Consider the following 25,191-nt stretch of genomic DNA (forward strand, 5'->3'; position numbering starts at 1 on the left):
AATGGCGAAAGCTCAAACGCAGGCATGAAAGAAGGAAAAAGCGCAGCGGGCGCGATGGGCGGGCTATGCAAGTCCTGCGCCCGCCTCGGCTGACGCATTGTGGCCCCCGGCCCTCCTTCGGCCCTCCCTCAGAGATTGCCCCTGCCTGCGACGCGTTCAGACCCCCGGCAGCACATGCCCCTTGAACTGCTCGCGCAGCTTGGTTTTCAGCAGCTTGCCGGTGGCGGTGTGCGGCAGCTCGTCGACGAAGACGACGTCGTCGGGCACCTGCCACTTGGCGATCCGGCCAACGTAATGGGCCAGCAAGGCCTCGCGGGTGACGCCGGTGCCGGGCTTGCGCACGGCCACCAGCAGCGGGCGTTCGTCCCACTTTGGGTGCGCGCAGGCGATCGCGGCGGCCTCGGCGACGTCAGGGTGGGACATGGCGATGTTCTCCAGCTCGATGGAGCTGATCCACTCGCCGCCCGACTTGATGACGTCCTTGCTGCGGTCGGCGATCTGCATGGTGCAGTCGGCGTCGATGGTGGCGACGTCGCCGGTCGGGAACCAGGCCTGGCCGTCGACCTCGCGCAGCGGGCTTTCGTCGCGGCCGAAATAACGTTCGATGACCCAGTGGCCCCGCACCAGCAGGTCGCCGGTGGTGTGACCGTCCCAGGGTTGACGCTCGCCGTTGTCGCCGACGATCGTCATGTCCACGCCGTAGATGACGCGGCCCTGCTTCTCGAGGATGCGGCGCTGCTCATCGACCGGCAGTTGGCGCTGCGCCGCGCTCAGGCTGGCCAGCGTGCCCAGCGGCGACATCTCGGTCATGCCCCAGGCATGGATGACGCGCACGCCGTGTTCCTCGAAGGCCCGCATCATGGCCGGCGGGCAGGCCGAGCCGCCGATCACCGTGCGGCGGAAGGTCGAAAAGCCCAGGCCCTTGGCCTTGACGTGGTTGAGCAGGCCCAGCCAGATGGTCGGCACGCCAGCACTGAAGGTGACGCCCTCCTCCTCCATCAGTGTGTGCACCGACGCACCGTCCAGGTGCGGCCCGGGGAAGACCAGCTTGGCGCCAACCAGCGCCGAGGCGTACGGCAGGCCCCAGGCGTTGACATGGAACATCGGCACCACCGGCAAGATGACGTCGCCGGTCGAGCAGCCCATCGCATCGGGCAAGGCCGCGCCCATCGCGTGCAGCACCGTCGAGCGGTGGCTGTAGACGGCGCCCTTGGGGTGGCCGGTGGTGCCCGACGTGTAGCAGATGCTGGAGGCGCTGTTCTCGTCGAACTCGGGCCAGTGCCAGTCGCCGTCGTGCGCGTCGACCAGCTCGTCGAAGCACAGCAGGTTGGGCAAGGAGGTCTGCGCGGGCATGTGGGCGCGGTCCGTCATCAGGACGAGGTGGCGCACGGTCTTGAGCAGCGGCGCGAGCTTCTCGACCAGCGGCAGGAAGGTCAGGTCGAAACAGAGCACCTGATCGGCGGCGTCGTTGACGATCCAGGCGATCTGCTCGGGGAACAGGCGCGGGTTGATGGTGTGGCAGATCCGCTGCGAGCCCGAGACGGCGTAGTAGATCTCCAGATGGCGGTGGCTGTTCCAGGCCAGCGTGCCGATGCGATCGCCCGGCTGGGTACCGAGCGCGGCGAGGGCCTGTGCCAGCTGTCGGGCGCGTTGTTCGATGCCGGCCCACGTCGTGCGGTGGGTGTCGCCCTCGCAGCGCCGCGACACCACCTCGGTGCGGCCATGGTGGCGCGCAGCATGGGTCAGCAAGCCAGAGATCAGCAGGGGCATCTGCATCATGCGGCCGGCCAGCGGCAGGTCGTTCGTCGCGCTCATGGGGTCTCCAGATGGGTGTTCTTGCTTGCGGGCGACTATAGGAAGCGCCCCTGGCCACGGCACGCAAGGACTAACCCTGAGCCCGCCCGGACCCCTGGGTAGACGCCAAGTCCCCGGCCCGTCCGGGACACGGTGCGGTCGATAAACTGGATCGATGCTTGCACCGACCCTCCTGCCCGCCGAGACGGCCGAAACCGCCTTCGACCCCAGCGCCCTGACCTGGCGCAACCGTCATGCCGGCCTGGGTCCTGCCTTCGGCCGGGCCATGACCGGCCAGCCGGTGAGCGATCCGGAGTGGCTGGCGACCAGCGATGAAGCCGCCGCCGAACTGGGCTGGCCGGCCGACTGGTGGCGCCATCCGCTGGCCCTGGACGCCCATGCCGGCGGCCCGTCCTGGCCCGGCTCGCAGCCCTTCGCGACGGTCTACAGCGGCCACCAGTTCGGCGTCTGGGCGGGGCAGCTGGGCGACGGCCGGGCGCTGTTGCTGGGCGAGGTCGACACCCCGCACGGCCCGCGCGAGATCCAGCTCAAGGGCAGCGGCATGACCCCGTATTCGCGCCGCGCCGATGGCCGCGCGGTGCTGCGCTCGTCGATCCGCGAGTACCTGTGTTCCGAGGCCATGCACGCGCTGGGCATCCCGACCACGCGGGCGCTGGCCCTGGTCGGCTCGCCGACGCTGGTGCGGCGCGAGGAGATCGAGACGGCGGCGGTGGTCACCCGCACCGCGCCGAGCTTCATCCGCTTCGGCCACTTCGAGCACTTCTGCCACCACGACCAGCACGCGGCCCTGCGCCAGCTGATGGACCACGTGATCGACGCCCACCTACCGGCCTGCCGCGAGGCGCAGCACCCGGCCGCTGCGCTGCTCGAATGTGTCGCCCGCCGCACGGCCGAGCTGATGGCGCACTGGCAGGCGGTCGGCTTCTGCCACGGTGTGATGAACACCGACAACATGTCCATCCTGGGCCTGACCATCGACTACGGGCCTTTCGGCTTCCTCGACGGCTTCGACCCGGGCCACATCTGCAACCACTCCGACGACCGCGGCCGCTACGCCTACGCCCGCCAGCCGCAGATCGGCTGGTGGAACCTGCATGCGCTGGCGCAGGCGCTGGTCCCGCTGGTCGATGCGCCGGCCGAAGCGGCCGCCGAGATCCTGGGCGCGGCGCTGGAGCCCTACCGCGAGGTCTTCCCGATCGCGCTGGATGCGCTGATGCGCGCCAAGCTGGGCCTGGCCGTGGACCGGCCCGAAGACCGCGTGCTGATCGAGGACCTGCTGCAGCTGATGGCCACGACGAAGGTCGACTACACCCTGACCTGGCGCCGGCTGTCGGCCGTGTCCAGCGTCGAAGGGCGAGAGGCCAGCCTCGCCGCCGGCCCGGTGCGCGACCTCTTCCTGGACCGCGCCGCCTTCGATGCCTGGCTGAACCGCTACCTCGCACGGCTGCGTGCCGAAGGCAGCGACGACGCCGTGCGCCGCCGTCGCATGGACCGCATCAACCCGGCCCTTGTGCTGCGCAACCACCTGGCCGAAGAGGCCATCCGGGCCGCCCGCGAAGGCAACGTCGACGTGCTGAAAGATCTGGCCCGCCTGCTGCGACAGCCGTTTGACGAGTTGCCCGACGACCCGTCCTGGCGCCACGCCACCGCCCTGCCGCCGGACTGGGCCGGAAGCCTTGAGGTTTCCTGCTCGTCCTGAGGCGATCCTGCCCCCGTCTTCGACTTGACGAGTTCCACGCCATGAGCACCAAGCCCACCGATGCGCCCGACTACCCGGTGCGCAAGTCCGCCGCCGAATGGCGCGAGCAACTGGACAAGGTCCAGTACGCCGTGACCCGCGAGTGCGCCACCGAACGCGCCTTCACCGGCAAGTACTGGGACCACTTCGCCGACGGCAGCTACCGCTGCGTCTGCTGCGAGGCCGTGCTGTTCGATGCCGGCACCAAGTTCGACGCCGGTTGTGGCTGGCCCAGCTTCAGCGAGGAGATGGTTCCCGGCCGGGTCGAGCGCCTGGTCGACCGCAGCCACGGCATGACCCGGGTGGAGGTGCGTTGCGGCCAATGCGGCGCCCACCTGGGCCACGTCTTCGAGGACGGCCCGGCGCCGACCGGCGAGCGTTACTGCATCAACTCCGCCTCCATCGACTTCACGCCCCGCGATCCCGCCTGAATGCGGGGGCAAGACTGCACATGCCGGCCCGTTCCCAGGGCCGCGCGGGCACAGACCGCTGGCACGCGGTCGTGATAATCCAGCCCGCGTCTCCTCGTCTCTTCGCCTCCTCGTCTCTTCACTCGCACGCCCCGACCACTTCCCCGTCCGAACTCCGCATGAAACTGCTGCTCGACTTCCTGCCCATCATCTTGTTCTTCATGACCTTCAAGGTTGCCGAAGGACGCTCGGACGAGGCGGCAGCCTTTGCCACGGAACACCTCGGTGGACTGGTCTCGGGCGGGGTTGTGGGACCGGCCGAGGCGCCAATCCTGCTGGCCACGGTGGTGGTGATCCTGGCCACGCTGGCCCAGGTGCTCTACCTCAAGCTGCGCGGCCAGAAGGTCGACACCATGCTCTGGGTCAGTCTGGGCCTGGTGACGGTGATGGGCGGCGCGACGATCTGGTTCCACAGCGAGACCTTCATCAAGTGGAAGCCGACGGTGCTCTACGGCGTGATGTCGCTGGCCTTCCTGCTCAGCCCGATCGTTGCCGGCAAGAACCTGTTGCGCGCCATGCTGGGCGGCCAGATCGACCTGCCCGAGTTCGCCTGGCAGCGCCTGAACTGGGCCTGGGCCGCCTTCTTCGCCTTCATGGGCTTGCTCAATATCTGGGTCGCCTACAACTTCAGCACCAGCACCTGGGCCACCTTCAAGGCCTTCGGCGGCATGGGCCTGATGCTGGTCTTCATGGTCGGCCAGGGCTTCTACATGCACCGCCACATGAAGCCGGAGCAGGCCTCGTGAGCGCCCCGGCAACGACCCGGGTGCGCGTGACGGCGGCCGACCTCGACGCCCGGCTGCGCGCGCATTTCGCACCGCTGGACAGCCTCGTCGTGCGCGACGACAGCGCCGCCCACGCGGGCCATGCCGGGGCCGCCAGCGGCGGGCATTTCACGGTCGTGATCCGTGCCCCGGCCTTCGCCGGCAAGGCCCGTCTGGCCCGACATCGCCTTGTGTATGATGCCCTGAAGGATCTAATGGACAGTGGTATCCACGCGCTGGCCATCGATGCGGATGAGGGCCAAGCCAACGCTCAGCAGCCCTGAGCGAGTAGCCCCGGACACCCCGGACGCCACACCCGATCCAGCCTTTCCCGATCCAGTTCACCGCCGGCAGGCCAACGGTCACCGCACCGCTCGCGACCCAGCCGGTTCTTCTTCCAACCAGGTGTTTCTTCCCATGCAACAGCTCCCCTACGCCTTGCGCGCGCTGCTCCGCGCGGTGCCCGCCGCCGCCCTCGCCGTCGCGTTGCTGCCGGCCGTGTCGCAGGCCCAGAACGTGGCCATCGTCAATGGCAAGGGCGTGCCGACGGCACGCTTCGAGTCCTTCATGACCCAGATCACCAAGCAGGGCAACCAGCCCCGCACGCCGGAGCTGGAGCGCCAGGTCAAGGACGAGCTGGTGCTGCGCGAAATCTTCGTGCAGGAAGCCGAAAAGCGCGGCCTGCAGCGCAACGACGAATACAAGACGCAGATGGAGATCGCGCGCCAGAGCCTGCTGATCCGCGAGCTGTTCGCCGACTACCAGAAGAAGAACCCGGTCACCGACGCCGAAGTCCAGGCGGAGTACGACAAGGTCAAGGCCGGCGCTGGCGAGAAGGAATACCGCGCCCGCCACATCCTGGTCGAGAAGGAAGACGAGGCCAAGGCCCTGATCGCCGAGCTCAAGGGCGGCGCCAAGTTCGAGGACCTGGCCAAGAAGGCGTCCAAGGACCCGGGCTCGGCCCAGAACGGCGGCGACCTCGACTGGGCAGCGCCGGCCAACTACGTGCCTGAGTTCTCGCAGGCGATGGTCGGCCTGACCAAGGGTGCCTACACCCAGGAGCCGGTGCGCAGCCAGTTCGGCTTCCACGTGATCCAGCTGGAAGACGTGCGTGAAGCCCAGTTCCCGGCACTCGACGAGGTCAAGGCCCAGCTCCAGCAGCGCCTGCAGCAGACCAAGATCGGCAAGTACCGCGACGACCTGCGCGCCAAGGCCAAGACCGACTACAAGTTCTCGCAGTGATGTGGCCGAGGTCGCCGGTCTGCCGGTGACCTTTGACCCACCCCCGACATCTGTCGTCGAGAACTGCCAAGGGCGCTGCGAGCGCCCTTTTTCACGTCCGCTGTTGCCCTGGATCCGATCAGCGCAGCGCCACCCAGGCCATGCACAGACCGATCAGCACCGGCTGGTGGACCATGTAGTAGCTCAGCGACCAGCGACCGAGTCGGGCCAGCGGCTGCAACGGCGCGGGCAGCGGGCCGGCCAGCAGCGACGGCCACCGCGCCAGCGAGGTCCGCGCGGCGACGACGCCGATCAGCACGATGCCCAACCACGGCAGGACTGGCACGAAGTCCTCGGTGCGTGGCTTGTGCGTGACCAGACCGACCCAGTTCGTCCAGCGGCTGTCGAACAAGGGGTCGGCCAGCCACTGCGGCGCGGCCAGGGCGAGCACGGCCAGGGCCAAGAGCATGGGCTGGCCCAGCGGCGCCAGCAGGCGCGCAAGCAGCACCATCAGCGCCATGCCGTGCAGCACGCCAAAGCTGATCCAGCTGTTCGGGAACATCCACCACGAGCCGATGGTGACCGCCACCGCGCAGGCCGCGATGCGCCACCAGCGCTGCCAGAAGCGCGGCCAGTCCACGCCCTGCTGCTGCGCCACCGCCTGCGACGCCCCAGCGCAGGCCAGGAAGATCGAGACGATCACCAGACGCTGGCCGGTCCAGAACGGGTCCCGGTAGAAGTCCTGCGGCGCGATCAGGCGGAAGTTGTTGAGGTCGAAGCTGGCGTGGAAGACGGTCATCCAGACCATCGCGAAGCCACGCAGCGCATCGAGTCGGTCCAGGCGTGCGGCACTCATCGCCGGACGATAGCTGAGCAGGCCGCCATCAGGGGCGGGCCTGCAAGGTCGACGCAGGACGCAGCCCCTACCATGGCCGCTCGATCTGTCTCGAACGCCCCATGACCCACACCCCGCTGCCCCGCCGCTCCGCCGAGGAACAACAACGTGTCGAGGCCGCGTTGCGCGAACTGTTCGACCAGCGCATTCGCTTCAACGAGGTGCTTGGCCTGCGCACGGTGTCGATGGACCCGCAGGACTACCGCATGGCCTTCGACATGCGTCCCGATCTGGTCGGTCACTACCTCTACGGTCGACTGCACGGCGGCGTGATCGCGGCGGCGCTGGACGCGGCCGGCGGCAACGCCGTGATGTTGGGCATTGCCGACCGCCACGGCGACGAAACGGCCGAGCAGGTCATGCACCGCTTCGCGCGTCTGGGCACCATCGACATGCGCATCGACTACCTGCGGCCCGGCCTGGGCGCGCACTTCGTCGCCAGCGCGGTGGTCACCAAGCTGGGCGGCCGCGTCGCCGCGGTCCAGATGCGCCTGGTCAACGACAGCGGCCTGCTGATCGCGACGGGAGCGGCGGCCTACATCGTCAGCTGATCAGGCCCCGGCCGCAGCTGCCGGCGCATCGCCACCCAGGTCGCGCAGGCGACGGCGCAACTGGCTGCGTTCGGCCCGCAGGTCGACCTGCAGGTGGGCCAGGTTGAGGATCATGGTCTGCAACTCCTGCAGACCCGATGCCGGCCCCGCCGCTTGGCCGACGACGCCCGGATCGAGCGGCATCGCGAGGCTGCTGCCGCCCAGGGTGTTGCCCATGCCGTTGCCCATGCCGTTGCCCATGCTGCTGCCCAGCTCGCCAAAGACCGAGTTGTTGACCGAGCGCTCGTCCAGCCGCTGCGACAGGTCGGTGAAGGCCAGGCCGACGTGTTCGCCGTGCTGGCGCAGCCAGACCTCGATGCCATCGAGGCGACGGCCCAGCGCATCGATGGCGCGCTTGAGGGCGGCATCGGCCACTGGCGCGATGTCCGACGCACCTGTGGCGAGGGCCGGATGGTCGATGCGCCGATCCAGCCGGACCAGCATGGCGCCCAGTTCCGCCAGATCGTTGCGGGTGCCGGCCGCGAGCTGTTCGAGACGGCCGTCGATGTGGCCGATGCGCTCTGCCAGGTCGCGCAGCGCGCGGTCGTCCTGCACCGGCGCCCCGGCTTGCCCGAGTTCGACCAGGCCGTGATAGGCCGACACCGGCGAGAACGGATCGAAGTCGACGTGGCCGCTGGCACCGCCCAGGCCGGCGGGCTGGGTGATGCGCGCCTCGATCTCGTCGAAGCGGTGGGCCAGCTGGCGATCGATGCGCTTGAAGTGCGCCTCCAGCGCCGGCCCGCCGGCACCGTCCTGCCCGACCTGGCGGCTGCTGCTGGCCTGCAGGTGGTGGCTGATCAAGGCGGCCATGCCCTCCAGTCGCTCGGTCAAGGTGTCGTCGATGCGCTTGATCGAGGCCTCGACGCTGGCAAAACGCATCTCCTGCAGGCCCTGGCGGTGCTGCTGGGCGGTGTCCAGCGAGACCATGTCGTTCATGACGACCTCGCGGCTGTGCATCAGCTGAGCGCTCAGCTCGCGGCACCGGGCGGCCAGGTGGACCTCCTGCTCGGACAACATGCGACCCAGCCGCATCTCCTGCTCGGCGATGCGGTCCTGGCGCGACACCAGATGCAGCAGCGCGACCGCGATCGCCAGCGACCAGGCCACCACCGCACCTGCGAGCAGCAGACGGATGTCGGCACTGGCGCCCGACAGGCGCGCCGCGTCCGGGGCTTGCCACATCGTCACCACCCGTTCGGCCACCAGGGCCAGCATCACCGTGCCGATCAGCAGACCGGCTGCGATCGCTCCCAAACGCATCGTTCTCATCGTCTTGTCCCATTTCCTGGTCAAGGCCCGGCGTGTTCCCGCCAGTCCGCGTTTCGCCGCATTTGTTGGTTCTGCCGATCCCGGCTGCGGTGGCAAGACATGAAGCCGTGCAACATGTCTCGAAGCACTCTAGAACAGTTGGTCACGTTCACGACGCCGCACCCCACGAACAGGGGGCCACGCGTCGTTCATCAATGGGTGATCCGGCCCGGTGGTGTTGGGCAAATGACCCGACACTGACCCGATCACGCACCGACTGACCCCCATGTGGGTGTCGTGGCGGTCCCGTTAAGCTGATGGCATGGACCGCCTTGCCCGTTGCACCGCCGACATCGACGCCGGCCTGCCCGATGCCGCTGCGATCGAGCGCATCGTCAGGCTGCTCGACGGGTGTTCGACCGAGGACGCCGCCTGGTGCGTCTTCCTGCTCGGCGGCGGTCGCCCCTTGCGCCCGGCACCCACCGCTGCGGTGATCAGGCAGGCGGCCTGGCGGGCCAGCGGCCTGCCCGAGTGGCTGTTCGTGTCCTGCCTGAGCGCCGTCGGCGACCTGGCCGAGACCGCTGCGCTGCTGCCGCCGGAGCCCGCTGACGCGCGCGTCCCGGCCGTGTCGGCATGGATCCGGCACACCTTGCACCCCTTGGCAGGCCTGTCTGGGCAGGAGCAGGCCGAGCGCCTGATGCAGGCCTGGTGCCATCTGGCGGGGCCCTGTCGGGAGCTTGGGATCCGCCTGGTGACCGGTCGACTGCGCGGCCTGCCAGCGACCACGCTGCTGCAGGCCGCCGTCGCCGAACACGCGGATCTGCCGGCGGTGGTCGTCGCCCAGCGCTGGTCGACCTGGCAGGGTCATCGCCGTCCGGTCGACCTGGGCGCATGGCAGGCGCTGACCGCGCCGGTCCTGCCCGAAGAGGCGCCCGCGCCCGGTCGGCTGGCCCCCTGGCCGGTGCTGGACCTGCCGGTGCCCGAGCGCGCCGGGCGGCTCGGACCGACGGCCGACTGGCTGGCCCATCCCGACCCGGTCGGACTGCCCGTGCGCCTGACGCGCCGCAACGGCCGGACCTGGCTCTGGTCGGCCGACGAGCACCTGCTCAACGCCGATCACCCGCGTCTGGTCGCGGCGGCCGATGACCTGCCGGCGCAGATCGAACTGCTGGGCGAACTGGTGAGCGAACCCGTTGCTGAACGGGGTTCTGAAAGGATCCCTGAGCGGGCTGCAGAGCGGGCGGCCCAGCGCACCGGCCAGCGCCTGCGGCTGCGCGACCTGCTGAGCTGCGATGGCGAAGACCTGCGCGCCCTGCCCTTGACGGCGCGGCGCGAACGCCTGGAGGCCTTGCTGGCGCGACACGTGTCGCCAGCCTGGGCGTGCGTGCCGATCGTGCCGCTGGGCAGCTGGTCGGACGCAGACGGCCTCTTGCTGTGCCGTCGATCGTCCCGTGCCGATGGCCTGGACGGCATCGCCGAGCCCGCCTGGCGTTTGCCCGCCCAGCCGCTGCTGGCGCAGGTGCTGCTGCTGCATGCGCAGGCTGGCACCAGGCGTGATGCCGGGCTCTACACCGATCTGACGCTGGCGGTCTGGAGTCGCCCACCGCGCGACGCCACCGAGGCCGAGGCCGTGATCGAGGCCATTGCGCAGCAGGCGCCGCGCGACGGCTCGCCCGGTGCGCTGGAATTGCTCCCGTTGACACGCGCGACGCTGACGCTGACGCTGTCGACGGACGCACGCGCACGCGTCGACCGCCTGGTGCGCGCCACGACCGTGGCACGACACGGCCCGGTGCGCAGCCTGCGCCCGGGCCTGGTGCTGTCATTGGCCTTCGAAGGAATCGAGGCCAACGCCCGCCGCCGCAGCGGCGTGATGTTGCGCGAGCCGCGCGTGCTGGGCCTGCTCGACGAGGTGTCGCCGCTGGAGGCCAGCAACCTGCCCGCGCTGCTCGCGCAGGCCGATCAGCGGCGCACGCGGTTCGGGTGCCAGTAGAGGAACTTGGCGTAGATGTCGACGTCCTTGGTCTCGCGCACGAACAGCATGCCGATGACAAAGGTCGCCAGCGCGATCACCACCGGGTACCACAGGCCGTGGTAGATGTTGCCGTTCTGGGCCACCATGGCAAAGGCGATGGTGGGCATCAGGCCGCCGAACCAGCCGTTGCCGACGTGGTAAGGCAGGCTCATCGAGGTGTAGCGGATGCGGGTCGGGAACAGCTCGACCAGGGTCGCGGCGATCGGGCCGTAGACCATCGTCACGTAGATCACCAGCACCGTCAGGATCAGCACGATCTCGAACTTGGCGATCTTGGCCGGGTCAGCCTTGCTCGGGTAGCCGGCTGCGGTCATGCCCTCGGCCAGCGCCTTGCGGAAGGTGGCGATCTGGGCCGATGACTCCGGGCTGAACTGGTTGCCGTTGGCGTTGAGGGTCGCCGTCGGCACGTCGATGCGCTGGTCGCCGATCAGGATGTGCGTGGCGGTGCCCGCCGGTGCGGCCTGGTTGCCGTAGCTGGCCGAGCTTTGCGCCAGTCCACGCTTGGCGATGTCGCAGGCGCTGGTGAAGTCGATTTCGCGGGCGATCGGGCTGCCCTGGAAGGAGCAGGTGGCCGGGTCGGCAACGACGACGATCTGCGCACCGGCCTGGGCCCGTGCCAGATCCGGGTTGGCGGCCTGCGTCAACGCCTTGAACAGCGGGAAGTAGGTCACCGCGGCCAGCAGCAGGCCGGCCATGATGATGGGCTTGCGGCCGATGCGGTCCGAGACGGTGCCGAAGATGACGAAGAACGGCGTGCCCAGCAGCAGCGCGGCCGCCACCAGGATGTTGGCCGTCGACGCATCGACCTTGAGCACGCTGGTCAGGAAGAACAGGGCATAGAACTGACCCGTGTACCAGACCACCGCCTGGCCGGCGACGAGACCGAACAAGGCCAGCAAGATGATGCGCAAGTTCTTCCACTCGCCGAAGCATTCGGACAGCGGCGCCTTCGAGGTCTTGCCTTCGTCCTGCATCTTCTGGAAGGCCGGCGACTCGCTCATCGACAGCCGGATCCACACCGAGATGCCGAGCATCACGATCGAGATCAGGAAGGGAACGCGCCAGCCCCAGTCGGCAAAGGTCGCTTCGCCGAGGGCCTGGCGGGTGCCCAGGATCACGACCAGCGACAGGAACAGGCCCAGCGTCGCGGTCGTCTGGATCCAGGATGTGAACGCGCCACGCTTGCCCTGCGGCGCGTGTTCGGCCACATAGGTCGCCGCACCGCCGTACTCGCCGCCCAGCGCCAGGCCCTGGGCCAGTCGCAGGATGATCAGGATGGCCGGAGCCGCCACGCCGATGCTGGCGTAGCTGGGCAGCACGCCCACCAGGAAGGTCGAGCCGCCCATGATCAGGATGGTGACCATGAAGGTGTACTTGCGCCCGATCATGTCGCCCAGGCGGCCGAAGAACAGCGCACCGAAGGGTCGCACGATGAAGCCGGCCGCGAAGGCCAGCAGCGCGAAGATGAAGGCGGAGGTCGGGTCCAGGCCCGAGAAGAACTGCCGCGCGATGATGCTGGCCAGCGCGCCGTAGAGGTAGAAGTCGTACCACTCGAAGACGGTGCCCAGCGACGACGCGAAGATGAGCTTGCGCTCTTCGCTGGTCATCGGCTGGTGGCCATCGTCGAACTTGCTTTCAGAAAAATCGGCCATGTTCGGGCTCCAGGATCGGTCTGCCGCCGGTGGACGGCCGGCAGCGGTGGGAATTCAGCGGGCGCTGCCGACGGGGCAGCGTTCCTCGGTCATCGGATCGGTGTCGCCGGCAGCGATCACATCGTGGCCATCAGGCGCTTGGGCGAGAACTGGCGCGCCTCGGGCAGGCCTTCGGCCGACGCGATCGCGCGCTGCAGGATCTGGTCGGCGCCGACGCGGCCGAAGGCCTCGTTGAGCGCCGCATACATCACCTTGATCAGCTCGGCCAGGTCGGCGTGCTGGCCCTGCAGCTGCCAGTCGTGCTGGCGGGCGCGCCGCCAGGCGTCCTTGAAGTTGCCCTGCAAGGCTGCACTGACCTTGGCGTTGGCCAGCGCCTTCATCGCGTCGCGCTGGACCTCGTCGAGGGCATCGCGGTGGAAGGCGTAGACCTCGCTGACCAGCTCGCGCATGACCGCGCCGAAGACCACCGGCGGCTCGGCCGCGATGGCGGTCTCGACGACCGGCGCCGGGGCCGGTGCCGCCGCGACCGCCGCCGCCGCTGGGGCGACCCAGCCGGCTGCGGTCTGCTCGGGCTGGCCATAGATCGGCTGGCCGTTGAGGGCATAGCCAATGATCTGCGGCGGCGGGTAGCCGGGCGGGCTCATCGGCTGAGCCATCGGCTGCATTTGCGGCATCGGCGGCATTGGCTGCGGATAGGCCGGCGCGTAGCCGGCAGGTGCGGCCTGCTGCGGCTGTTGCCAGTAAGGCTGCGGCGCGACCTGCGGCGGCGGCGCGTACATCGGCGCGGCGACCGGTGCCGACGCCGAGGCCGGACGCGTCGCCTGCATGGCCGGCCACGGGTCGATCGGCAGACGTTCCTCAGGCTCGCGCAGGGCCTTGTAGAAGTCGTTGTAGAGCCGCCGGCAGGTGGCGGCATCGAGCATGTGCTGACGCGCCAGCGCATCGACGCTGCGGATGATGTCGGACACCGCGTCACCGCGCATGCTGTCCTGCAGTTGCCAGAGCGCCTGCATCAGCGCGTTCTCGTCGAGCACGGCTGAAAGCACCGCGACGGCGGCTCGGCGGCGTTGGGCCTGGGGATCGAGGGCCATGGCTTCAGGCTCCCTTCTGACGGAGGGTGGGTGCCGACGGATCGACGTGGGCGGGCGGCGGTGGGTGCATGCGATCTCCAGCGGGCATGTCTGCTGCATGCCTGGGTTGACGACTCACGACACGGGCCTGGATCGACGCATCTGCCAAGCCCGGATCGGATGCACCGAGTCTGTGCCGGATCAAAGCTTTGCATGCTGACGACCCCCCGCACTTGCAGGGGCGGTCGCCCGGCAAAATCACCGCCCCAGGCCCGCAAAGTGGCCTCCCGTCTCGGCAAACCCACGCCCGATGGCGCAATCGGTGAGCCACCCCCTGTCACCCGCCGCCCGACTGGCCGGTGCCCTCCAGCGCAGACAGCCTCACGCCAACGCCGGTTGGAAAGCCACTGCTAGCATCCTTTACAACGGTCACTGCCACAGGGCTCCGCGCTCGCCACCATCGCCATGTCCAACCCTTCCCTCCTGCCTGACCTGGTTCACGCCAACGACCGTGACGACGTAGCCGATGCCGATGCGGTCGCCACGCTGGACGGCGTGCCGGTGTCGCAACGCATCCGCGAACGCATCAAGGCCGCCCAGCGGCGCTTCCATGCCAACGACAACATCGCCGACTTCATCCAGGACGGCGAGCTCGACGCCCTGGTCGATGAGGTCCAGACCAAGATGGCGGCCGTGCTGTCCAGCCTGGTGATCGACACCGACAGCGACCACAACACCCAGGACACCGCCCGCCGCGTCGCCAAGATGTATGTGCGCGAGGTCTTCAAGGGCCGCTACGTGGCCGCCCCGGCGACCACCGAGTTCCCGAACGTCGAACACCTCAATGAGTTGATGATCGTGGGCCCGATCACCGTGCGCAGCGCCTGCTCGCACCACCTCTGCCCCATCGTTGGCCAGCTCTGGATCGGCGTCATGCCCAACGAGCACTCCAACCTGATCGGCCTGTCCAAATACGCCCGCCTGGCCGACTGGGTCATGAGCCGGCCGCAGATCCAGGAGGAGGCCGTCACCCAGGTAGCCGACCTGCTGCAGTCCAAGATGCAGCCCGACGGCCTGGCCGTCGTGATGGAGGCCGACCACTTCTGCATGGGCTGGCGCGGCGTCAAGGACATGGACTCCAAGATGATCAACAGCGTCATGCGCGGCTCCTTCCTGAAGGACGCCAACCTGCGTCGCGAGTTCTTGTCGCTGCTGCAGCGCAAGAAGGCCTGAGCCTTCGCCACCTGCCCACCACCGTTCGACACGAAAGCTTCCCATGCTCGTCCGACTGCTCTATGCCAGCCGCGTCGACGCGGTCACGCCCGACCTGATCGAGGCCATCCTGGCTCGCTCGCGGGTGCACAACCCCGCGCTCGGCATCACCGGCATCCTCTGCCACGGCGGCGACGTCTTCATGCAGGTGCTTGAAGGCGGCCGTGAACCGGTCAACCAGCTCTACAACCGCATCGCCAGCGACCCGCGCCACCAGGACGTCACGCTGCTGCACTACGCCGAGATCGCCGAGCGGCGCTTCTCCGGCTGGACCATGGGCCAGGTCAACCTGGCGCGCATCAACCCGTCGATCGTGCTGAAGTACAGCGAACGTCCGGTGCTCGACCCCTTCGGCGTGCCCGGCGAGGTGTCGATGGCGATGCTCGAAGAACTGATCGCGACCGCCTCCATCGTCGGCCGCGCCGTCTGAATCGGTGGGGCTGAACGTGGCAGAGGCGGGCTACGATCCGCCGCCTTGCCCCCTGCGCAGCACTGCGCCTTCCCCCGATGGTCGACACGACGCCACGCCCCTACCTCCAGGTCCAGCCCGGCTACCTGGTGCGACGCCTGCAGCAGGCCGCCGTCGCTCTCTTCATGGCGCAGACGGCCGAGCACGCGATCACGCCGGTGCAGTTCGCCGCGCTGATCGCCACCCATGAACAGCCTGGCCTGGACCAGCGCACGCTGGCCGAGACCATCGGCTTCGACACGTCCACCATCGGCGGCGTGATCGACCGGCTGGAGCGCCGCGGCCTGATCCAGCGCAACCTCGCCCCGCACGACCGGCGCGTGCGCCTGCTGACCGTGACGCCCGCTGGCGAGGCGCTGCTGGCCGAGGTCCTGCCCGGCGTGCGAGCCACCCAGGAACTCATCCTCGGGCCACTGCCCGAGGCCGATCGGCCCGTCTTCATGGCGATGCTGCACAAGCTGGTCGAAGGCCACGCCGGCCTGCCGCCGGGCCACGGTCCGGACCCGTCCGACTGACCCTCGAGGCCATTGCGGCATGGACGTCACACCGGCCCTGCGCCTGCTGGGCGTCGACTTCAGCAGCCGGCCGACACGTCGCAAGCCCATCGTCGTCGCCGAAGGGCAACGCGCTGGCGATGCGGTCACGCTGACCGGCCTGCGCGCCTGCCCTGACGAGGCATCGTTCGCTGCCCTGCTGCGGGAGCCCGGTCCGTGGCTGGGGGGCTTCGACCTGCCTTTCGGCCTGCCGCGCGAACTGGTCGACACCCTGGGCTGGCCGACCGACTGGCATGGGCTGATGCGGCACTACCTGGCGCTGGACCGCGCCACGATCCGGGCCACCTTTGCCGCCTTCTGCGACGCACGCCCGGCCGGTGGCAAGTTCGCGCACCGCGCCTGCGACCGGCCGGCGGGCTCGTCGCCGTCGATGAAGTGGGTCAACCCGCCGGTCGCCTACATGCTGCACGCCGGCATCGCGGCCTTGCTGGACGCTGGCTGCGATCTGCCCGGCCTGCATGCCGGCGATCCGGACCGCGCCGCGCTGGAGGCCTATCCCGGCCACCTGGCCCGCGCCCTGATTGGCCGCGCGTCCTACAAGAGCGACGACCCGACGAAGCACACCCCCGAGCGCGACAGCGCACGCGCCGCCTTGCTGGCCCAGCTCGAAGCGGGCGCGCCGACGCTGGGCCTGCGGCTGGTCATCAACGCCGACCAGCGCCACGCGCTGCGCGCCGATCCCAAGGGCGACGCCCTCGACGCCGTCCTGTGCCTGCTGCAGACCGCCTGGACGCTGGGGCGACCCCGGCTTGGCTGGCCCGAGCGGGTCGATCCGCTGGAAGGCTGGATCGCAGCCGTCCCCGCCTGACGACCGCCCGCCGACCCCGCCGCGCGCCTTTTCGTCGTCAGCGCCCGACGTTGAAGGGTTTCCACCATTTGTGACGTTTGGGTAACGGGTCGGATACTCGAATAAATAGCACGGTCGTGCTATTCAACTCCAACACGACGACGCCCACCCATGCGCTCCAACCGCTTCCTGCTCGGCACCCTCGCCACCGCCGCCCTGCTCACCCTGGCCGCCTGCGGGGGCGGTGGGGACAGCGACGATGTGACGATCGACCTGTCCAACGACCGCGGCTCGATCCAGCGCAACCCGCCGACGCTGCTCGCCGAGCGCACCAACGTGGCATTCACGACAGCGCTTCGGTTCAATGCAGACGGCAGCGCCAATGCGAACGGTCAAGCCATCCTGGAACTCGCCGGTGTCCCGCCGACGACGGACACGGCTTTCCTCCCTTGTGGCGTCGACGTGCGCTACCTGCAATACGGCACGGTGGGCAGTGCCGGCGAGAAGACGAATGCCAGCGGCGTCCTGTATCTGCCGACGGGCGCGGGCTGCACCGGTCCACGCCCCATCGTCCTGCATGCACATGGCACGACGACTGCCAAGGACTACAACCTCGCTTTGCTCGGCTCGACCAATGCAGCCGCAGGTGAGACCACCATCATTGCGGCGATGTACGCCGCCAAGGGCATGATCGTCGTGGCCCCCAACTACGCCGGCTACGAACAGTCGAGTCTGGGCTACCACCCCTACCTGCACGCCGATCAGCAGTCCAAGGACATGATCGACGCGTTGACGGCTGCCAGAAAGGCCATCGCCAAGATCAATGGCCCGGTGAGTGACAACGGCAAGCTGCTGCTGACAGGCTACTCGCAAGGTGCACACGTCGCCATGGCCACGGCACGGGCTTTGCGAGCCGCCGGACAACCGGTGACAGCCTTGGCCGGTGGCAGTGGCCCCTATGCGCTGGCAGCCTTCGCGGACGACATCTTCCGCAGCGCACCGGAGACCGTCGGAGCCAAGTCCGGACCGATCGTCGGCGGCACGCTGTTCGCACCGCTGCTGACCAACAGCTGGCAACGTGCCTACGGCAATCTCTACACCTCGGCGTCGGAGCTCTACAACGCGACTTGGGCGACGGGCATCGAATCACTTTTGCCAACGACGCTCACGGACGCCCAGCTGTTCGGCGTGCCCCCCAACACGCCCAAGCTGCCACAGGCTGCGCTGTTCGACGCGGACCTGCCGGGTGGCGTGGTGGGATCGCCCTTCTACGGTGCGACGACCGGTTCAGGCTTGATCAAGACCAGCTATGCCGCTGCAGTCCAGTCCGACATCGCCGCCCAGCCTTGTGCCACGGGCAGTAGCCCGGCGACCTGTACGCCTGCGCACCCACTGCGCGTGGCCGCCAAGGCCAACGATCTGCGGACCGGCTGGCAAGCGGGCTACCTGACCTTCCCGATATTCATGTGCGGCGGTGCTGACGACCCAACGGTCTACTACAGCAACACCGAGCGCACCCAGGCCTATTTCCTTGGTCTTGGCATGCCGGCACAGTTCGTTCGGGCGCTCGATTTGAAGGTTGCCCAGACGGGTGATTCCACCGCCATCACGAACCTGAAGGCTGCCTTCCAGGCGCGCATCACCCGCATCGCAACCGAAGCCGGTGCCAATGCCCTTGCCGCTGTCGCACAGAACTACCACGCGACAGTCGCACCCTTCTGCAGTGCAGCCACCGCCGGCTTCTTCAGCCAGGTTCTCAATCCTCCGGTTCCCTGACGAGGCCCTCGGGTCGTCCTGAAGGAACCCGAAAAAGCAAGCACGAAAGGCCGGCATATGCCGGCCTTTTGACGTGTGTGGGCGTCAGGCGCTGGCCAGGACGGTCGCTCAGGTCTTGCCGACCAGCTTCTTGAACCAGCCCTTCTTCTCGGCGGTATCGGCCGGCGCAGCATCCTCGGCGGCGACCTCGGCCGGGGGGGCGTGGCGTTCGGTCAGGGCGGCGTTGAACTTCTCGAAGAAGTCGCGGGCCATCTTGGCTGCGGCCATGTCGACCAGGCGCGAGCCGATCTGGGCGATCTTGCCGCCGACCGTGGCGTGCACGCTGTAGGTCAGCAGCGTCTCGTTGTCGCCCTGCGCGCTCAAGCTCACCTGGGCCGTGCCCTTGCCGTGGCCGGCCGCGCCGCCTTGGCCTTCGAAGGCGAGCTGGTAGGACACGGGCGCGACGATGTCGCTGATGTGGAGCTTGCCCTTGAACTTGGCCTTGACCGGGCCGATGGCGGCAACCACCACGACCTCGTACTGGTTCTCGCCGACCGTCTCGATGCCCTCGCAGCCGGGAATGGCCTGCTGGATCAGGCTCATGTCGTTGAGGCTCTCCCAGGCAAGGGCCTGGGAGACGGGCAGGGTCTGGGTGTTCTCGAGTTGCATGGGAAGCTCCGGAAGGTTGAAGAAAACGTGAAGGTCAGATGCGGTTCTGGGCGGGTACTGGGCGAGCACTGGGCGTGCACTGGGTGGCTGGCCCCGGCGCCGGTCAGGTCGGGTCAGCGCAGGTCAGCGCAAATCAGCTCAGCACAGACGTGTCGTCATGCAAGGCCTGCAAAAACGAACCGCGCGACGGCGGGATGCGGTGGCTCGCCGGCTGAGCCAGCAGCCGGGCCAGGTCGGCCAGGCTGTCGAGGTTGTGCGCGCTCATGAACTCGTCGACGTGCGGCAGCATGGCCCGGATGCCGGCCGCGCGTGGCTCGAAGGCGTCGTAGCGCAGCAGCGGGTTGAGCCAGACCAGCCGGCGGCAGCTGCGCGAGAGCCGGTCCATCTCGAAGGACAGCGCCGAGGTGTCGCCGTGTTCCAGCCCGTCGGTCACCAGCAGCACGGTCGCGTTGCCACGCAGCACCCGGCGGGCCCAACGGCGGTTGAAGGTGTGCAGGCAGGCGCTGATGCGCGTGCCGCCGGCCCAGTCCTGCACCGCATGGCTGACCTGCCCGACCGCGAGGTCCGGGTCACGCTGGCGCATCAGCCGGGTGGTGTGGGTCAGGCGGGTGCCAAAGACGAAGCTGTCGACCCGCGCGTCCGCATGGCCCAGCGCATGCGTGAAGTGCAGCAGCATGCGCGAGTAGCGGCTCATCGAGCCGGAGATGTCGGCCAGCACCACCAGCGGCGCGGGCTCGACGCGTGGGCGGCGCCAGCGCATGTCCCAGACCGAGCCACCTTGGCGTGCCATCGCCTGCATCGTTGCACGCCAGTCGGCCCGGCCGGGCGTGTGGGCACGGGCCTGGCGACGGGTCGGCAGCGGTTCGACGAACAGGGCGAGCTTGTGCAGCAAGCGCTTTGCGTCGCGCCACTCATCGGCCGTCATGGTCTCGAAGTCGGTGTGGCGCAGCACCTCCTGCTCGTTCCAGGTCAGTGCGGCGTCGATCTGCAGCTCGTCCTCGGGTTGCCGATCGGGTGGCGGCGCGGGCGGTTGTGTGTTGGGAAAGAAGGCGGCGGCTAGGCGCTTGTGTTCGGGCGGCGGCGGCAAGGACCCGTTGAGGTCGACCTTGGGCAGCAGCAGCGCACGCATGCGACCTTCGAGGTCGGGGTTCTTCCAGAAGATGTGGAAGGCCTGGTCGAACAGCAGGCGGTGTTCGGCCCGGTCGATCAGCGTGGCGCTGAGGGCGGCGTGGAAGTCGCGCCGGCTTTCCAGCCCACCGAGCTTCAGGGCCGTCAGGGCCAGCTCGATGCGGCCGGTGCCCACGGGGATGCCGGCGGCGCGCAGCACGCGGGCGAAATGCATGACGTTCTCGGCCAGATGGCCCGCCAGCGCGTCGGCTTTCGGAACGGGCAGCATGGGGCTGGCGTGGCGCTCAGGCGCGCGCCGCGTCCTGCAGGCTGCGGGCGGCCACGCGGGCTTCCTCCAGCAGCCGGGCAGCCTCGCTGCCATGCACGCGCTGGATGTCGTCCTGGTACTTCAGCAGCACGCCCAGGGTCTGCTGGACCAGTTCGGGGTCGAGCACCATGGCGTCGAGTTCGAGCAGCGCGCGGCTCCATTCCAGCGTCTCGGCGATGCCGGGCAGCTTGTAGAGGTCGAGCTTGCGCAGGCCCTGGATGAAGGCCACGATCTCGCGCGCCAGCTCGCGGCCGACCTGCGGCAGGCGGGCTTCAAGGATCTGCAACTCGCGCTTGACGGTCGGGAAGTCGACCCAGTGGTAGAGACAGCGCCGCTTGACCGCATCGTGGATTTCGCGGGTGCGGTTGGAGGTCAGCACGACGATCGGCGGCTCCTTGGCCTTGACCGTGCCGAACTCGGGAATCGTGATCTGGAAGTCCGACAGGACTTCGAGCAAAAAGGCCTCGAAGGGCTCGTCGGCCCGGTCGAGTTCGTCGATCAGCAGCACCGGCGCGACCGGGTTAGCCGGGTCGATCGCCTGCAGCAAGGCGCGCTTGATCAGGAAGCGCGCGGAGAACAGCTCGGCAGCCAGAGCATCTCGGTCGGCTGCATGGCCCGATCCGCCCTGCCCGCCGGCCTCCGCCAGCCGGATCTCCATCATCTGGCGGGCGTAGTTCCATTCGTAGGCGGCGCCGGCAAGGTCCAGGCCCTCATGGCACTGCAGACGGATCAAGGGCCGGCCCAGCATCGCCGCGAGCGTCTTTGCGATCTCGGTCTTGCCGGTGCCGGGCTCGCCCTCCAGCAAGACCGGACGCTGAAGCTTGAGGGCGAGGTAGACCACCGTGGCGAGCGAGCGCTCGGGCACATAGCCCAACGCCAGCAGGCTGGCCTGCGTGTCGTCGATGCTGCTGGGCAACATGCCGACCGGACTGCGGCCGAGCTGGTCGGCCAGCCGGCCGGCACCGTTCAGACCGAGCACCGGGTTCACCACGGGGTCACTCATCGTCGCTCCGGGCTCAGGCCGCTGCGACGGCGCGCGAGGCCAGCACCGGGATCAGCGCGGCGCGGTAGGCCGCCGAGCCGTGCAGGTCGCTGTTCAGGCCGTCGGCCGACACGCTGACCGCCGCAGCAGCCGCTGCCGACCAGCTGCCGGCCAGCGCCGCCTCGATCGTGCTGGCGCGGTGCACGCAGGCACCGGCGCCGGTGACCGCCACCCGGGTGCCTTGCGGGCCCTGGCTGACGAACACGCCGACGATCGAGAAGCGCGAGGCCGGCTGCTTGAACTTCTGCCACGCGGCCTTGGCCGGGATCGGGAAGCTCACCGAGGTGATGACCTCGCCGGGCTGCAGTGCCGTCTCGTACAGGCCGACGAAGAAGTCATCGGCGGCGATGCTGCGTCGGTCGGTGTTGACCGTCGCACCCAGGCCCAGCACCGCAGCCGGATAGCAGGCGGCCGGGTCGTTGTTGGCCAGGCTGCCACCGATGGTGCCGCGGTTGCGGACCTGGCGATCGCCGATCCGGCTGGCCAGATCGGCCAGCGCGGGGATCGCCTTCTGGACCTCGGCCGAAGCGGCGACCGTGGCGTGGGTGGTCATGGCACCGATGGTGACCGTGCCGTTGGCGACGCTGATGCCCTTCAGGCCCGAGATGGCGCCCAGGTCGACCAGCGCCGAGGGCGCCGCCAGGCCGAGCTTCATCGAGGCCAGCAGCGACTGGCCGCCGGCCACGATCTTGACGTCATCGCCGGCGGCCGCGCTGGCGGCGTCGGCCACGGAGGACGGGGTGTGGTACGCAAAAGCTTGCATGGATGGTTCTCCTTGTCGTCCGCGGGATCAGGCCGAAGCCTTGCCGTTCACGGCCTGCCAGACCGCGAACGGCGTGGCGGGCATGACCATGTCCTTGACGCCGATGGCGTCGCAGACCGCGTTGATGACCGCCGGCGGCGTGCCGATGGCACCGGCTTCGCCGCAGCCCTTCACGCCCAGCGGGTTGTGCGTGCAGGGCGTGCCCTTGGCGGTCTCGACCGTCAGGTTGGGCAGGTCGTCGGCGCGCGGCATGGCGTAGTCCATGTAGCTGCCGGTCAGCAGCTGGCCGGTTTCCTCGTCGTAGATCGCGTGTTCGAGCAGTGCCTGGCCCACGCCCTGGGCGATGCCGCCGTGCACCTGACCCTCGACGATCATCGGGTTGACGACGTTGCCGAAGTCATCCACCGCCGTGAAGCGGTCGATGCGGGTGGTGCCGGTCGCGGGGTCGATCTCGACCTCGCAGATGTAGGCGCCAGCCGGGTAGGTGAAGTTGCTCGGGTCGTAGAACGCGTTCTCGTTCAGGCCCGGCTCCAGCTTGTCGTGAGGGAAGTTGTGCGGCACGTAGGCCGTCAACGAGACCTGCGCAAACGGGATGGACTTGTCGGTGCCGGCGACCTTGAAGTTGCCGTTCTCGAAGACCACGTCGGTGTCGGCCGCTTCCATCAGGTGGGCGGCGATCTTCTTGCCCTTGGCGATCACCTTGTCCAGCGCCTTGACGATGGCGGTGCCGCCCACGGCCAGCGAACGCGAGCCGTAGGTGCCCATGCCAAACAGCACCTTGCTGGTGTCGCCGTGCACGATGTCGATGTCTTCCATCGGGATGCCGAGCTTCTCGGCCACGACCTGCGCGAAGGTCGTCTCGTGGCCCTGGCCGTGGCTGTGCGAGCCGGTAAACACCGTGACCTTGCCGGTCGGGTGGACACGGACCTCGCCCGCCTCGAACAGGCCGGCGCGGGCACCGAGTGCGCCAGCGACGGCCGACGGTGCGATGCCGCAGGCCTCGATGTAGCAGCTGTGACCCAGGCCACGCTTGAGGCCCTTGGCTTCCGACTCGGCACGGCGGGCGGCGAAGCCCGCCACATCGGCCAGTTCCTCGGCGCGCTGGAGGGTCGCGAAGAAGTCACCGGTGTCATACGTCAGGCCGACCGGCGAGGCGTATGGGAACTGGGTGATGAAGTTGCGACGACGCAGCTCGGCCGGGGCGATGCCCATTTCCTTGGCGGCCGTCTCGACGATGCGTTCGAGCAGATAGGTCGCTTCCGGACGACCGGCGCCGCGGTAGGCGTCGACCGGCGAGGTGTTGGTGAACACCGCGTTGATCTCGGCGTAGATCTTGGGCGTCTTGTACTGGCCGGCCAGCAGCGTGGCGTGCAGGATGGTCGGGATGCAGGTCGAGAAGGTCGACAGGTAGGCGCCCAGGTTGGCCGTCGTCGTGGCCCGCAGCGCCAGGAAGTTGCCGTCCTTGTCCAGCGCCAGTTCGGCCAACGAGTCGTGATCACGGCCGTGGGCGTCCGACAGGAAGGCCTCGCCACGTTCGCAGGTCCACTTGATCGGGCGGTTGACCTGCTTGGAGGCCCAGACCAGCGCGGTCTCTTCGCCGTACAGGTAGATCTTGGCGCCGAAGCCGCCGCCAACATCCGGGGCCACCACGCGCATCTTGTGCTCGGGGATGCCCAGCACGAAGGCGCACATCAGCAAGCGCTCGACGTGCGGGTTCTGGTTGCTGACGTAGAGCGTGTAGTTGTCGTCGGCGCGGCTGTACGACGCATTGGCCGCACGCGGCTCCATCGGGTTGGGCGCCAGGCGGTTGTTCTTGAACTTCAGCGTGGTGATGTGGGCGGCGGTCTTGAACGCCTCGGCCACGCCGTCCTTGTCGCCGATGCCCCAGAGGTAGCACTGGTTGTTGGGCGCTTCGGCATGCACCGAAGCCGGGGCGGTCAGCGCCTTGGCGGGGGTGATGACGGGGGTCAGTTCCTCGTAGTCGACCTCGATCAGCTCGGCGGCGGCCTTGGCCTGGTCCAGCGTCTCGGCAACGACCAGCGCGACGCGGTCGCCCACATAGCGCACCTTGCCGTCGGCCAGCACCGGGTGCTTAGGCTCCTTCATCGGCGTGCCGTCGATGTTGTTGATCAGCCAGCCGCAGGGCAGACCGCCAACGGCCTTGAAGTGTTCGCCGGTGAACACGCCCACGACGCCCGGGGCGGCGGCGGCGGCAGCGGTGTCAACCTTCAGCAGGCGGGCGTGCGCATAGGGCGAGCGCAGGAAATAGCCATAGGTCTGGCCAGGCAGCGTGATGTCGTCGGTGTACTGACCGCGACCGGTCAGGAAGCGACCGTCCTCGCGACGGACGACCGACTGACCGATGAATCCTTGACGTGCGTTCATGCAATGTGCTCCGGTGGGTGTCGTAGGGAGTGTTCCGTGGCGGATCAGGCCGGGGTCAGGCCTTCATCGCCTCGGCACCCACGAACACCGCCTTGACGATGTTCTGGTAGCCGGTGCAGCGGCAGAGGTTGCCTTCCAGGGCTTCACGCACCTGGGCATCGCTCTGGCAACCGTGGTGCTGGACCAGGTCGACCGCGCTCATCACCATGCCGGGAGTGCAGAAGCCGCACTGCAGGCCGTGGCACTGGTTGAAAGCGGCCTGCATCGGGTGCAGCGTGCCATCGGCGGCCGCCAGGCCCTCGATGGTGGTGACCTTCGTGCCGGCGGCTTGCACGGCCAGCATCGCGCAGCTCTTCATCGCACGGCCATCGACGTGCACTGTGCACGCACCGCACTGCGAGGTGTCGCAGCCGACGTGCGTGCCGGTCAGCTGCAGCGTCTCGCGGATGAACTGGACCAGCAGGGTCTGCGGCTCGACGGCGCGCGTGACGTCGCGGCCGTTGACCTGAAGGGTGATCGTCTGTGTCGACATGGGGGTCTCCTCGTGGGTCTGATGGTCGTC

At 68.7% G+C, this 25,191-nt stretch carries 23 protein-coding genes; 12 read left to right on the top strand and 11 right to left on the bottom strand.

Features of this window, described 5'->3' with window-relative positions; all coding sequences use genetic code 11:
- Positions 1-156: 156 nt before the first annotated feature.
- On the bottom strand, positions 157-1,815 hold the full coding sequence (locus EV685_RS06620; protein ID WP_130481212.1) for a 3-(methylthio)propionyl-CoA ligase: 1,659 nt from the start codon (positions 1,813-1,815) through the stop codon (positions 157-159).
- Positions 1,816-1,969: 154 nt separating this feature from the next.
- On the opposite strand from EV685_RS06620, the gene EV685_RS06625 reads away from it, so the two are divergent.
- From EV685_RS06625 to EV685_RS06645, 5 genes are all read left to right on the top strand, one after another.
- Complete coding sequence (locus tag EV685_RS06625) at positions 1,970-3,514, top strand: protein adenylyltransferase SelO (protein WP_130481213.1); 1,545 nt, start codon at positions 1,970-1,972, stop codon at positions 3,512-3,514.
- A gap of 41 nt (positions 3,515-3,555) precedes the next feature.
- Entirely contained in the window at positions 3,556-3,984 is a 429-nt protein-coding gene (msrB, locus tag EV685_RS06630) for a peptide-methionine (R)-S-oxide reductase MsrB (RefSeq protein ID WP_130481214.1), read from the top strand.
- Positions 3,985-4,142: 158 nt separating this feature from the next.
- On the top strand, positions 4,143-4,769 hold the full coding sequence (locus tag EV685_RS06635) for a septation protein A (RefSeq protein ID WP_130481215.1): 627 nt from the start codon (positions 4,143-4,145) through the stop codon (positions 4,767-4,769).
- The gene (locus tag EV685_RS06640; protein WP_130481216.1) at positions 4,766-5,071 is read left to right on the top strand and encodes a BolA family protein; all 306 of its coding nucleotides are present in this window, start codon (positions 4,766-4,768) and stop codon (positions 5,069-5,071) included. The genes EV685_RS06635 and EV685_RS06640 overlap by 4 nt, the downstream gene beginning before the upstream one ends.
- A gap of 133 nt (positions 5,072-5,204) precedes the next feature.
- Complete coding sequence (locus EV685_RS06645) at positions 5,205-6,029, top strand: peptidylprolyl isomerase (RefSeq protein WP_207224776.1); 825 nt, start codon at positions 5,205-5,207, stop codon at positions 6,027-6,029.
- Between the two features lie 118 nt (positions 6,030-6,147).
- Here EV685_RS06645 and EV685_RS06650 read toward each other — a convergent pair whose 3' ends face one another.
- The gene (locus EV685_RS06650) at positions 6,148-6,864 is read right to left on the bottom strand and encodes an acetyltransferase domain-containing protein (RefSeq protein ID WP_130481217.1); all 717 of its coding nucleotides are present in this window, start codon (positions 6,862-6,864) and stop codon (positions 6,148-6,150) included.
- A 101-nt stretch (positions 6,865-6,965) separates the two neighbouring features.
- Here EV685_RS06650 and EV685_RS06655 point away from each other — a divergent pair, with 101 nt between their 5' ends.
- A complete protein-coding gene (locus EV685_RS06655; RefSeq protein WP_130481218.1) occupies positions 6,966-7,454 on the top strand; it encodes a thioesterase family protein in 489 nt (162 codons plus the stop codon).
- Here the strand turns inward: EV685_RS06655 and EV685_RS06660 are convergent, their stop codons facing one another.
- Positions 7,455-8,753 (bottom strand): hypothetical protein, encoded by a 1,299-nt coding sequence (locus EV685_RS06660; RefSeq protein WP_130481219.1) that lies wholly within the window; start codon positions 8,751-8,753, stop codon positions 7,455-7,457. It abuts the gene before it with no gap.
- Between the two features lie 310 nt (positions 8,754-9,063).
- Here EV685_RS06660 and EV685_RS06665 point away from each other — a divergent pair, with 310 nt between their 5' ends.
- Positions 9,064-10,734: a DNA ligase-like domain-containing protein gene (locus EV685_RS06665; RefSeq protein WP_130481220.1), complete on the top strand. Its 1,671-nt coding sequence runs from the start codon at positions 9,064-9,066 to the stop codon at positions 10,732-10,734.
- Here the strand turns inward: EV685_RS06665 and EV685_RS06670 are convergent.
- Both EV685_RS06670 and EV685_RS06675 read right to left on the bottom strand, forming a co-directional pair.
- The gene (locus EV685_RS06670) at positions 10,704-12,428 is read right to left on the bottom strand and encodes an MFS transporter (protein WP_242615466.1); all 1,725 of its coding nucleotides are present in this window, start codon (positions 12,426-12,428) and stop codon (positions 10,704-10,706) included. The genes EV685_RS06665 and EV685_RS06670 overlap by 31 nt on opposite strands.
- A gap of 116 nt (positions 12,429-12,544) precedes the next feature.
- Entirely contained in the window at positions 12,545-13,519 is a 975-nt protein-coding gene (locus EV685_RS06675) for a hypothetical protein (RefSeq protein WP_130481221.1), read from the bottom strand.
- Positions 13,520-13,963: 444 nt separating this feature from the next.
- Between EV685_RS06675 and folE the strand changes: the two genes are divergently transcribed.
- The 5 genes from folE to EV685_RS06700 all read left to right on the top strand — a co-directional run bounded on the left by folE (position 13,964) and on the right by EV685_RS06700 (position 18,356).
- Positions 13,964-14,731, top strand: a complete 768-nt coding sequence (gene folE / locus EV685_RS06680) for a GTP cyclohydrolase I (protein ID WP_130481222.1) — start codon at positions 13,964-13,966, stop codon at positions 14,729-14,731.
- 43 nt (positions 14,732-14,774) lie between these two features.
- A complete protein-coding gene (locus EV685_RS06685; RefSeq protein WP_130481223.1) occupies positions 14,775-15,200 on the top strand; it encodes a BLUF domain-containing protein in 426 nt (141 codons plus the stop codon).
- 77 nt (positions 15,201-15,277) lie between these two features.
- A complete protein-coding gene (locus EV685_RS06690) occupies positions 15,278-15,754 on the top strand; it encodes a MarR family winged helix-turn-helix transcriptional regulator (RefSeq protein WP_130481224.1) in 477 nt (158 codons plus the stop codon).
- 19 nt (positions 15,755-15,773) lie between these two features.
- Positions 15,774-16,601, top strand: a complete 828-nt coding sequence (locus EV685_RS06695) for a DUF429 domain-containing protein (RefSeq protein WP_130481225.1) — start codon at positions 15,774-15,776, stop codon at positions 16,599-16,601.
- A gap of 150 nt (positions 16,602-16,751) precedes the next feature.
- The gene (locus tag EV685_RS06700; protein WP_130481226.1) at positions 16,752-18,356 is read left to right on the top strand and encodes an alpha/beta hydrolase family protein; all 1,605 of its coding nucleotides are present in this window, start codon (positions 16,752-16,754) and stop codon (positions 18,354-18,356) included.
- 108 nt (positions 18,357-18,464) lie between these two features.
- Here EV685_RS06700 and EV685_RS06705 read toward each other — a convergent pair whose 3' ends face one another.
- From EV685_RS06705 to EV685_RS06730, 6 genes are all read right to left on the bottom strand, one after another.
- On the bottom strand, positions 18,465-19,004 hold the full coding sequence (locus tag EV685_RS06705) for an SRPBCC family protein (RefSeq protein WP_130481227.1): 540 nt from the start codon (positions 19,002-19,004) through the stop codon (positions 18,465-18,467).
- 133 nt (positions 19,005-19,137) lie between these two features.
- Positions 19,138-20,400, bottom strand: a complete 1,263-nt coding sequence (locus EV685_RS06710; protein WP_130481228.1) for a vWA domain-containing protein — start codon at positions 20,398-20,400, stop codon at positions 19,138-19,140.
- A gap of 16 nt (positions 20,401-20,416) precedes the next feature.
- Positions 20,417-21,358, bottom strand: a complete 942-nt coding sequence (locus EV685_RS06715) for an AAA family ATPase (protein WP_130481702.1) — start codon at positions 21,356-21,358, stop codon at positions 20,417-20,419.
- 97 nt (positions 21,359-21,455) lie between these two features.
- The gene (locus EV685_RS06720; protein ID WP_130481229.1) at positions 21,456-22,244 is read right to left on the bottom strand and encodes an FAD binding domain-containing protein; all 789 of its coding nucleotides are present in this window, start codon (positions 22,242-22,244) and stop codon (positions 21,456-21,458) included.
- A 27-nt stretch (positions 22,245-22,271) separates the two neighbouring features.
- Positions 22,272-24,629, bottom strand: a complete 2,358-nt coding sequence (locus EV685_RS06725) for a xanthine dehydrogenase family protein molybdopterin-binding subunit (RefSeq protein WP_130481230.1) — start codon at positions 24,627-24,629, stop codon at positions 22,272-22,274.
- 55 nt (positions 24,630-24,684) lie between these two features.
- Positions 24,685-25,161, bottom strand: a complete 477-nt coding sequence (locus EV685_RS06730) for a (2Fe-2S)-binding protein (protein ID WP_130481231.1) — start codon at positions 25,159-25,161, stop codon at positions 24,685-24,687.
- Positions 25,162-25,191: the final 30 nt, after the last annotated feature.

The organism is Sphaerotilus mobilis, from assembly GCF_004216565.1.
GTDB lineage: Bacteria > Pseudomonadota > Gammaproteobacteria > Burkholderiales > Burkholderiaceae_C > Sphaerotilus > Sphaerotilus mobilis.